The organism is Planctomycetota bacterium, assembly GCA_035384565.1.
Lineage (GTDB): Bacteria > Planctomycetota > PUPC01 > DSUN01 > DSUN01 > DAOOIT01.
In genome coordinates this window covers 74,123-84,941 of the sequence record DAOOIT010000022.1, presented here as the reverse complement: position 1 = coordinate 84,941, position 10,819 = coordinate 74,123, and the positions used below count along the sequence as shown (strand labels likewise).

Sequence of the window (10,819 nt, the reverse complement as noted above, 5' to 3'; positions counted from 1 at the left end):
CGCCGGACGACATGTTCGAGTGGACGACCTCGCCCAAGGCCGCGCCGGACGAGCGCGCCCCCGAGGGAAGCCGGGCGCCGACCGAGACCCAGCTCGAACGCGCCCGCGAAATCGTGCGCAAGGCCCTCCCATCGCAGGCGCCGGTGGTCGAGGGCTACGACATCCAGTACCTCTACCGCCCCGCGCCGGACGTCGGGGGAACGTTCTACGACTTCTTCTATCTGTCCCCGGAACACGTGGGAATCGTGATCGGCGGCATGCCCAGCCGGGGGATCGAGGGGGCGCTGATCATCAGCTCCGTCCGCAAGTTGCTGAAGCTCCACGCGCAGCATCACCGTTCCCCCGCCGAGGTGCTCCGCCGCACGAACAAAGATGTGACGGGCGAGTTCGACACCCACACACTGGTCACGATCGTCTACGCCCTCCTCGACGCCCGCAGCGCCACGTTGACCTATGCGCGCGCCGGCCACACCAGCCCCCTCCTCTTCAATCCCCAGGATGAGCCGCCGTTCCGGCAGCTCGGCGGCAAGGGCATTGCGCTCGGCTTGCAGGCCGGCCCGACATTCGACCAGGCCATCGAGGACCTGCCGGTTCGCCTGCGGCACGGAGACTCGCTTGTGCTCTATACAGCCGGCGTCACCGAGGCGCGCAACGCGGCCGACCAACGCTACGGCGTCGAGCGCCTGGGCGCCGCGCTGGCCGCCGCCGGCCGCGCACCGGCCGCGGCGCTCAACCAGCGCATCCTCGACGACCTCACCGGATTCCTGGGCGCCGCCCCGCAGACCGAGGACATCACCCTGGTCTGCGTGCGCTGCGACTGACGAGGCGCCGCCGAACCCCGATGGACTCCTCGCCGTCTCCGCAATCACGCCGCCTCGCCGCCAATGTCACGGGCGTGCTCGCGCGCATCGCCGCTGCCTGCGCGCGTTCGGCCAGAGCGCCCGCCTCCGTGACCCTTGTGGCGGTTACCAAGAGCGTCGGCCCGGACATCATCGCCCAACTCCCGGGCCTCGGCATCCGCCACATCGGCGAGAACCGCGTGCAGGCCGCGCGCGACAAGCAGGCGGCGCTCGGCGGCCTGCTGGGCCTCCAGTGGCACATGATCGGCCATCTTCAGTCGAACAAGGCGGGTGCCGCAGTGCGTCATTTCCAGAAGATCCATTCCCTGGACAGCCTGCACTTGGCCCAGGAACTGGATCGCCGCGCCGCCCAGTCGCGCGTCACCCTCCCGGTGCTTATTCAGTGCAACCTGAGCGGCGAGGAGACGAAGTCGGGCATCGCCGCCTCGGAACTTGGCCGGCTTCTCGACGGTCTGATGTCGCTCCCGCATCTGCGCGTGGAGGGGCTGATGACCATGGCCCCGTTCAGCGATGACCCCGAGACCAGCCGCCCCGTGTTCGCGGGCCTGCGCGAGCTCGCCTGCCAGGCCCGGGCGGAAACCTCGCTGCCGCTACACGAGCTCTCGATGGGGATGACGCGGGACTTCGAGGTCGCCATCGAGGAGGGCGCCACGCTCGTCCGCGTGGGCACAGCGCTCTTCGATGGCCTCTGAGAGCGTCGAGCCTACGAACCACCTGGAGCCACATGCCCGCCTTGAGTCTGCCCCCTGCTCCCTGGCGGGTGGTACCGGGGTTTGAGCTCCGAAGGAGCGTCCCAGAACAGGGGCGCGGAGCAGGGCCACCGGGATCGAGGTCTTCCTTCGGCCTGGACCGGGCGGGAACCGGGAAAGCAGGCGACCGTACGGCACCAGCGCCCCCATCTGTGGGGGACATTGTGGGCGGCGTGTCCCTGCGCCGCGAGCCGCGGGACTGGGACGTCCCGCCCACAAGCACAGCCGAGGATGGTTGTGCCACATGGAACCCGCTGCCCAGGAGCAGGCCACCCACTATTCCGGGTCGCACCCGCCCGGACCCGGGCTCTGGACACGGTACAGGGCTTGTGCTACAATGCGGGCTGTCGTGAGGACGGGCGCAATGCGGTAGCAGCGCCGGGCACGCCCCTGGAAGTCCCCATCCATGCGGGTGCCCTCTCCCCATAGACCCATTGCCGCGCGAGGACATTGATGTTCATCGGCCTGGATATCGGTTCGGTCAGCGTGAATGCCGTCCTGATGGACGATGCGAATCGCATTCTGGAGGACCATTACGAGCGCACCAAGGGCCAGCCGGTGGAGGCGATGCGCCGCGTTTTGGCCGATCTGCTGACCCGCACCCCCGCGGCGGCCATCCAGGGCCTCGCGGTGACCGGCTCCGGGGGCAAGCTGGCGAGCGAGATTCTGGGCTGCCCCTTCGTGAACGAGATCATCGCTCAGAGCAAGGCCACCGCCCTCCTCCACCCCGAGGTGCGCACGGTCATCGAGATCGGCGGCGAGGACTCGAAGCTCATCCTGCTGGAACGCGACGGCGAGACGCAGCAGGTGCGGGTGCACGATTTCGCGATGAACACGCTGTGCGCGGCGGGCACAGGCTCGTTCCTCGACCAGCAGGCGTCGCGCCTGGGCTTCACCATCGAGGAGTTCAGCCAGGTCGCCCTCAAGAGCCAGCACCCGCCGCGCATCGCAGGCCGCTGCTCGGTGTTCGCCAAGACCGACATGATCCACCTTCAGCAGGAGGCCACGCCCGACTTCGACATCGTGGCCGGCCTCTGCTACGCCATGGCGCGCAACTTCAGGAGCAACATCGGCAAGGGCAAGGACTTCGAGAAGCCGATCGCCTTCCACGGCGGCGTGGCCGCCAACGCGGGGATGATCAAGGCCTTCGAGTCCGTGCTCGAGCTCCAGCCGGGCGAGCTGCTCATCCCCGAGCATTTCGCCTCCATGGGCGCCATCGGCGCCGTGCTGTCGGCCCGCGAGGCGCGCAAGCTGGCGCCCTTCAAGGGCCTCGACGCGATTGACCACTACCTCACCCACCGCAAGGCCGAACGCCAGACGCTCCGGCCGCTGGCGGACACGGGCCACCGCGTGCACATCACGGCCGACCCGTTGCCGCCCTCGGGCAAGGTGAACGCGTACGTGGGCGTGGACGTCGGCTCGATCTCGACGAATGTGATCGTGCTGTCCGAGGACGGCAAGGTGCTGGCCCGCCGCTACCTGATGACCGCGGGCCGGCCGCTCGAGGCCGTCGTCCGGGGGCTCAAGGAGGTCGGCGAGGAGGTGGGCGACCGCGTGGTCGTGAAGGGCTGCTGCACCACGGGCTCGGGCCGGTATCTCACCGCCGACTTCATCGGCGCCGATCTGGCCAAGAACGAGATCACCGCGCACGCCACCGCCGCAGCCTGGGTGAACCCGAAGGTGGACACGATCTTCGAGATCGGGGGCCAGGACTCGAAGTACGTGTACCTCGAGAACGGCGCCGTGGTGGACTTCACGATGAACAAGGTGTGCGCGGCGGGCACCGGCTCGTTCCTGGAGGAGCAGGCCGAGCGCCTGGGCGTGAAGATCGTGGGCGAGTTCGGCGACCTCGCGCTCCGCTCGCAGGCCCCCGCCGCCCTCGGCGAGCGGTGCACGGTGTTCATGGAATCCGACCTCAATCACCACCAGCAGCAGGGGGTGCCGAAGCAGGACCTGGTGGCGGGCCTGTGCTACTCGATCGTGGCCAATTACCTCAACCGCGTGGTCGAGGATCGCCGTGTCGGCAACTGCATCTTCTTCCAGGGCGGCGTGGCAGCCAACAAGGGCGTCGTGGCGGCCTTCGAGGCGGCCACGGGCAAGAAGATCATCGTGCCGCCCCATCACGACTGCATGGGCGCCATCGGCTGCGCGCTCATCGCCCAGCGCGAGGGCACGGGCACCAGCCGCTTCAAGGGCTTCGACCTCACCCACCTGAAGTACTCCTTCGAGGCCTTCGAATGCCGCGACTGCGCCAACCTGTGCGAGGTGCGCCGCGTGGTGGTCGAGGGCGAGCAGCCCATGCACTATGGCAGCCGCTGCGGCAAGTACGACGAGCAGCGCAAGACCAGCCTCGGCGAGCACCTGCCGCGCCTGTTCCGCGAGCGCGAGCAGATGCTCGAACGCGCCTACGTGCGCGACGAGCCGTTCCGCCCCAACGGCAAGTCCGTGGGCATTCCCCGCATCGCCAGCTACTTCGAGCTCTTCCCCCTCTGGAAGGCCTTCTTCACCGAGATGGGCTTCCAGGTGGTCGTCTCGGGCAAGACCAACCGGCGCATCCTGCGTGAGGGCCTGGAGCACGTGGTCGCCGAAACGTGCTTCCCCATCAAGGCCGCGCATGGCCACGTGCTCGACCTGCTCCACCGCGGCGTGGACTACCTCTTCCTGCCCTGCATCGTGAACCTCAAGCCCCGGTTCGAGCAGGCCAAGAACTCCTGCGCCTGCCCCTACGTTCAGACCATCCCCTACCTCATGAACGCCGCGCTCGAATTCGACCGCTACAAGACCCAGGTCCTCGTCCCCATCCTGCACATGCAGAAGGGGCCCAGCGCCGTGGACCGCGTGCTGCTGGACCTGGCGGCGAAGCTCGGCGTGAGCCGCGCCCAGGCGCGCGCCGCGCTCACCACCGCCTGGAACGCGCAGCGCGACTTCTACCGCGCCGTCGAGCGCCGCGGCCGCGAGGTCCTCGCCAGCCTCAAGCCCGGCGACACGGCCATCGTCATCGTGGCGCGCCCCTACAACGGCTGCGACGACGGCCTCAACTTGGGCCTGCCCGACAAGCTCCGCGACCTGGGCGCATTGGCCATTCCCTCCGACTTCATCCCCACCGAGGACTCGGCCATCGGGAACGACTATCCGAACATGTACTGGCGCTACGGCCAGCAGATCGTGGGCCTCGGCCGCGCCATCGCCAACGACCGCCGCCTCTACGCGCTCTACCTCACCAACTTCGGCTGCGGCCCCGACTCGTTCATCCAGAAGTACTTCGCCCGCGAGATGCGCGGCAAGCCCTACCTGACCATCGAGGTGGACGAGCACTCGGCCGACGTCGGCGCCATCACCCGCTGCGAGGCGTTCCTCGACAGCATCCGCAACGTCGCGCCCGAGCCCACCCAGCCGCTCAAGCCGCTCGCCCACGTCCAGCGCCTCCAGCGCGGCAAGGTCGTCTACGTGCCGTTCATGGACGACCACTACCGCGTCATCGTCGCCGCCATGCGCCACCACGGCGTCGAGGCCGTGCCCCTGCCCATGTCGGACGAAGAGAGCGTCACCCTCGGCCGCCAATACACCTCGGGCAAAGAGTGCTTCCCCTGCATCGTCACCACGGGCGACATCCTGAAGACCGTGCGCGCGCCGGGCTTCGACCCCAAGCGCAGCGCCTTCTTCATGCCCTCCACCATGGGCCCCTGCCGCTTCGGCCAGTACAGCAAGTTCCACCGCATGGTGCTCGACGACCTCGGCTTCGAGGATGTGCCGATGGTGGAACTCGACCAGTCGTCCACCGAGGGCTACCACGGCGTCGCCGAGGTCCTCGGCACCCGCTTCCGCAAGCTGGCCTGGAGCGGCGTGGTGCTCATGGACCTGCTCCAGAAGCTCTGCCGCCAGACGCGGCCCTACGAGAAGTCGGTTGGCGACTGCGATGCGCTCTACGAGCACTACATCGCCCGCATCGCCGCCGCGGTCGAGAACGGCGGCAACCTCGTGCCCGTGGCGCGCGAGATCGTCGAATCCTTCGTCTCCGTGCCCGCCCACCGCACCGAGCGGAAGCCGAAGATCGGCGTGGTCGGCGAGATCTACGTCCGGTGCAACGCCTTCTGTAACAACCAGATCTGCCGCAAGCTCGAGGCCCTCGGCGCCGAGGTCGCCCTGCCCGCCCTCGAGGAATGGGTGGACTACATCGGCTACGAGCGCAAGGTGGACGCCTGGGACGCCGGCGACTACAAGGGCTACCTTGTCGAGCGCATCACCGAGTGGGTCCAGGAGCGCGAGGTGCAGCGCCTCACGCGGCCGTTCCGCGGCGTGCTCCGCGACTTCCTGTACGAGGCCCACACGCCGCAGGTGGTCGCCCTGGCCGAGCCGTACCTCGACTTCGCGGTGCGCGGCGAGGCCATCCTGAGCATGGGCCGCTGCGAGGAGTACGCCCACCACGGCTTCGACGGCGTCGTGAACGTCATCCCCTTCAATTGCATGCCCGGCACCATCGTGGACGCGCTGCTCGAGCGCTACCGCAAGTTCCACCCCGACATGCCCGTGCTCAAGATGTCCTATGACGGCCTCACGCACGTGGGCGAGGACACGCGCATCGAGGCCTTCGTCTACCAGGCCCAGCAACGGGCCGAGCGCGGGCCCCAATGACTGCCCCCAGGGCGTAGCCGCAACCGCCGGCCGCGAGGATCACAGCGGACAGAGCCCCTTCATCGTGAGCGGCGTATCTCCGCGCCGTGACTCCTCGGACGGCGGCTTCTTGACCGCCGCCACAAGGTCCGGTATCCTTTGCCCTATCGTGACCTGGCCCATGTCCCCAGCCGAAAGGGGTTGCGCGATGCCATACGCGGTTGCTCTGCTGGCCGTCCTTGTGGCCGCGGCGACGGGGGGCGAAGGGGGGAAGTCCGAGACCATTGACGGGGTGAGGGTGACGATGGGGAAGCGATACCGCATCGTGCCGCCCGCCACGCTCACCGAGATTGCGCTCGATGCCGGCACGATCCAGCAGACGGGCGAACCGTGCATCGTCATCAGCGGCAAAGCCACCAGCAATCTGCCCAGCGACGACTACACCCTCACGATCACCATCATCGCGTTCCCCATGGCCACTGGCGATAACACAGCGGCCGAGACGTATACGATCAAGGTGCACAAGCCCATTCCCGGGCGGCCCACCAAGTTCCAAGCCATCGGCAGGCCCGGCGCGCTGGAGGGCAAACTCTCCGTCTCCGCACTGGTGACGGCGAGCAGAGTGTCGGCATCCGCCTCCGAACCGTAGCGCAAGCCCGCGAGGCCGAAGGGCAACCGCGAATCAAGCGAATCTACGCGAATAGGCGAGAGGGGACTCTCACCCCGAGCATCCAGAGGCGGTCCCGTCCACCCTCCCACGCAGCGGCAACGCCCCCCAGGAGCCGCCGACGCGAGAGGGATGGGCATCATGGACACCGTTGACGTAACCTGGACCAGACCGACTCCGCGATGTCCATAGTGTCCACCGTGTCCAGTGGTCTGCCTGGCGCCTCAGGTGCCATTGTGCCTGAGGATGGTCGGTCGTCGTGAGGATCTCCTGCCTTGCTTTCCCCCGCGCAGGCGTGCTATGCTGGTGTGGGGGGAGGATGCTTCGGCGACAAGGGGGTAGCCCCGATGCGATGCCGTGTCCATTGCGTCTGCCTTGCGGTGCTTGCCTGTGGCCTCCTGGCGCGGGCAGACCTCGTTCACCTGGCCGACGGCACCACCCGCGAGGGGCGGGTGCTCGAGCAGAACGAGAGAGAGATCGTGCTCGAGGTCGGCCAGGGCGGTGTGACGCTCGCCGTGCGCCTGCCGCGAAGCCAGGTGGTGCGCATCGAGGAGAAGGCCGCGCCCGGCGCCGTGGTGATGGCCGAGTACGTGGCCCGCCTCAGCGAGGCGCTGAAGAGCAAGAACGCCGACCACTGGCTCGCCTTGGGCCTCTGGTGCCGCGAGCGGCCAGGCTTCCGCGACAAGGCCGACGAGGCGCTCCGCAGGGCCCTCGAGCTCGACCCCAACCACGTTCAGACACGCCTCCTGCTCGGGCACGTGAGGGTGAACGATGCCTGGATGACCCGCCAGCAGGCCATTCAGGCCATCGCGCCCGAGATCGAGCAGAACGCCAAACTGCGCGAGCTGGAGCTTCAGGCGCAGCTCGAGGACGCCAGGACGGATGCCCTGGAGGCCGAGGCGCGAGCCAAGGCCCTGGAAGCCAAGATTGCCGAGCTGCGCAAGGACATCGAGGATCTGCGCCAGCGCCTGGCCATGCCCCCCCTGCCGGCAGAGTACTTCCGGCCGCGCTCCCTGTATAGGCCCGTCATCATCCTGCCGCCCCGCAGCCCGCGCGGCCCCCACAAGCCCGATGGCAAGGACGCCCCGAAAGCAGAGCCGTCTCCGAAGGGCTCACCGCCGAAGAATGCCCCGCCCGAGAAGACTCTCCCCAAGGGGGACACGGCGGATACCGAGACCGCCGAGAAATAAGCTGGGTTGCTTCCCCATCGCTTTTCTGCTAAGCTTCTTGCGTGGGGAGAGAGGGGGTGTTCCCCTCGCGAACTGGCCGACCAGTCGTGGCTCCAGGAGATGCGTTGAATGGCCTATCGGATCGCGGTCATCCCCGGCGACGGGACCGGCCCTGAGGTGGTCGCCGAGGGGCTCAAGGTGCTTCGGGCGGTCGCGGCCGCCAGGGGCATCCAGTATGAGACGGTGCACTACGACCTTGGCGGCGAGCGGTACCTGCGGACCGGGGAGGTGCTGCCAGACTCGGTGCTCAAGGAGTTACGCTCGTTCGACGCCATCTACCTGGGCGCGCTGGGGCACCCCAAGGTGCCCCCGGGCGTTCTCGAGCGTGGCCTGCTCCTCACGCTGCGCTTCGAGCTGCAGCAGTATGTGAACCTGCGCCCCGTGAAGCTCTATCCCGGCGTGGACTGCCCGATCAAGGGCAAGGAGCCGAAGGACGTGGACTTCGTGGTGGTGCGCGAGAACAACGAGGGCCTGTACACGGGCGCCGGCGGCGTGCTGCGCAAGGGTACACCCGAGGAGGTGGCCACGCAGATTTCGGTGAACACCCGCGCCGGCGTCGAGCGCTGCATCCGCTACGCCTTCGAGTACACGCAGCGCCGCGGCCGCCAGCGCACCGTGCGGGTCGAGGCCGCCGACCTCGTGTCGGTGAGCCCGGGCGCGCCCGGCCAGATGGTCGAGTTCGTCCACCGCGAGCGCGGCAGGATGCGCGCGACCCTCGTCCAGCGCGACGCCACCGGCGCGCAATTCGAAGTCCGCGGCATGCTCACCCTGTGCGGCAAGACCAACGTGCTGACCTTCGAGCAGGACCTCTGGTGGCGCACGTTCCACGAGGTGGGCGCCGCCGACTTCCCCGACGTCTTCCGCGACTACGCGCACGTGGACGCCACGTGCATGTGGATGGTCAAGAACCCCGAGTTCTTCGACGTCATCGTGACCAACAACATGTTTGGCGACATCATCACCGACCTCGGCGCCATGGTCCAGGGCGGCCTGGGCGTCGCCGCCGGCGGCAACATCAATCCCAACGGCGTCTCGATGTTCGAGCCGATGGGCGGTTCCGCGCCCAAGTACACGGGCAAGAACGTCATCAACCCCATCGCCGCCATCGGCGCGGTGGGAATGATGCTCGACACCCTCGGCGAGCACGCCGCCGCTGCCGCCGTGGACGCCGCCATCGCGGCCACCACGCCCAAGATGAAGAGCATGGCCGCAGGCCGCATGGGCTTCAGCACCACCGAGGTCGGCGACCTCATCGCCGCCGCCATCGCTTGACGCAGGGTGGAACTATGCGGACCCCACGCTCCCTCGCTCTCTCGTGTCCCCTCGCCCTGGCCCTCGCACTCTCCGGCTGCTCATGGCCCCCCGCCACGTGGCTCCCCAAGTGGGGCGGCAGCAAGGCCCCCTCGGCCCGCGAGGCTCTCGGCGTGCCCGAGGCCGACGATCGCTTCCGCGACGTCACCGATGACACCCTCGACGCCGAGCTCAGCCGCCCCAAGAACGGCATCCGCCTCTCCCTGCGCACCGACAAGCAGAGCTACAAGATCAATGAGGCCATCATGGTGGACATTCGCCTCGAGAATGTCGGCGCATCCCAGGGGCGCGACAAGGCCCGCGACATCCCCGTCTACTTCGAGCCCGTCGCCCGCACGCGCGACGGCGCCGCTGTCGAGTGGCTCTTCAAGTTCCAGATCCGCTCCGAGCCCGACCAGCGACTCGTCTACCAGAGCCCCGACGTCAAGGTCGCCGATGCCGACCGGGCCGAGTACTACCACTACGTGACGCTCCCCCCTCAGAGCTTCGTGGGCAGGCGCTTCGTCTTCTGGCCCGCGCGCGCCCGCGGCCTCCTCAAGCCGGGGCGCTACAGCCTCGTCGCCGCCTACACGGTGGACGAGGACTCCGCCTACGTCATCATCAACCGCCACCTCACCGCCCAGCAGGTCGAGGCCCTCGGCACCGGACTCGCCTACGTCCGCGTCTGGACCGGCCAGGTCTTCTCGAACCGAGCCGTCTTCCAGGTCCAGCGCCCGAAGTGGCTCGGCCTCTTCTGAGGCCGGCGCGCCGCGCATCCTATGGGAAGACGTGGAGCGTTCCCCCAGCCGCTCGCGGCAGGCATCTCAGACGACCCATTGGCCCCTTAGACCTCGCCCCCTGCTCAATTCGGGCTCATCAGGGTTCGGCAAGCCCGACGTAGCCGCCATTGGGGAGCGCGGGACCGGTAATGCGGCGCCAGCGCGGTCCACCCCATAACCCTCTATGCCGCCACGACTTACGCTCCCCAGGCACACCCCTCGCATGCTGGCTCATCCCGCAGATGAGCGAGCATGGCCGGAGCCGCGAGAATCGCCCATTCTCGCCCATCTACCCATGCTGTATCACTCTCCCCCCTCACAGGGTTGATACAGCATGGGCAGACGCCGCCCCCCAGCCACTCGGCACGGCCCCCCAAGGAAGCACCAGAGCCGCCGGGAGCCGAGGCGGTTGCGATGTGAACTCTGGCCTTCGCCAGGGGCATAGACCGCGCCTCTAACCCACCAGCGAGCCACCCCTCCCGAACGTTCCAATACGCTCGGGAGGGCAAGGCTCCCGGCGCTCGCCTTTCTTGTGATCCTCCCGAAGGCATTGGAACCTTCGGGAGGGAGGCCGGAAGAGCCTCTATTCGGGTCGCCCCCCGCTCGCGCGGGTGAACCCGCGGTCGGCCGGCGG

The 10,819-nt window shown here is 68.3% G+C and carries 7 protein-coding genes; all 7 read left to right on the top strand.

The window, feature by feature from the left end; all coding sequences use genetic code 11:
* Positions 1–821: SpoIIE family protein phosphatase (locus PLE19_10255; protein HPD15324.1), on the top strand; the 821-nt coding region annotated here is incomplete at its 5' end.
* A gap of 20 nt (positions 822–841) precedes the next feature.
* Positions 842–1,552: a YggS family pyridoxal phosphate-dependent enzyme gene (locus PLE19_10250; protein HPD15323.1), complete on the top strand. Its 711-nt coding sequence runs from the start codon at positions 842–844 to the stop codon at positions 1,550–1,552.
* A gap of 510 nt (positions 1,553–2,062) precedes the next feature.
* Complete coding sequence (locus PLE19_10245) at positions 2,063–6,241, top strand: acyl-CoA dehydratase activase (GenBank protein ID HPD15322.1); 4,179 nt, start codon at positions 2,063–2,065, stop codon at positions 6,239–6,241.
* Between the two features lie 187 nt (positions 6,242–6,428).
* Positions 6,429–6,869, top strand: coding sequence for a hypothetical protein (locus tag PLE19_10240; GenBank protein ID HPD15321.1), 441 nt, complete (start codon positions 6,429–6,431; stop codon positions 6,867–6,869).
* 365 nt (positions 6,870–7,234) lie between these two features.
* Complete coding sequence (locus PLE19_10235) at positions 7,235–8,077, top strand: hypothetical protein (protein HPD15320.1); 843 nt, start codon at positions 7,235–7,237, stop codon at positions 8,075–8,077.
* Between the two features lie 108 nt (positions 8,078–8,185).
* Complete coding sequence (locus PLE19_10230; GenBank protein HPD15319.1) at positions 8,186–9,388, top strand: 3-isopropylmalate dehydrogenase; 1,203 nt, start codon at positions 8,186–8,188, stop codon at positions 9,386–9,388.
* A 14-nt stretch (positions 9,389–9,402) separates the two neighbouring features.
* Positions 9,403–10,164: a hypothetical protein gene (locus PLE19_10225; GenBank protein ID HPD15318.1), complete on the top strand. Its 762-nt coding sequence runs from the start codon at positions 9,403–9,405 to the stop codon at positions 10,162–10,164.
* Positions 10,165–10,819: the final 655 nt, after the last annotated feature.

Excerpts from the sequence above, each read along its gene's own strand:
- PLE19_10250 (HPD15323.1), top strand. The coding sequence starts at position 842 with ATGGACTCCTCGCCGTCTCCGCAATCACGCCGCCTCGCCGCCAATGTC.
- PLE19_10245 (HPD15322.1), top strand. The coding sequence starts at position 2,063 with ATGTTCATCGGCCTGGATATCGGTTCGGTCAGCGTGAATGCCGTCCTG.
- PLE19_10240 (HPD15321.1), top strand. The coding sequence starts at position 6,429 with ATGCCATACGCGGTTGCTCTGCTGGCCGTCCTTGTGGCCGCGGCGACG.
- PLE19_10235 (HPD15320.1), top strand. The coding sequence starts at position 7,235 with ATGCGATGCCGTGTCCATTGCGTCTGCCTTGCGGTGCTTGCCTGTGGC.
- PLE19_10230 (HPD15319.1), top strand. The coding sequence starts at position 8,186 with ATGGCCTATCGGATCGCGGTCATCCCCGGCGACGGGACCGGCCCTGAG.
- PLE19_10225 (HPD15318.1), top strand. The coding sequence starts at position 9,403 with ATGCGGACCCCACGCTCCCTCGCTCTCTCGTGTCCCCTCGCCCTGGCC.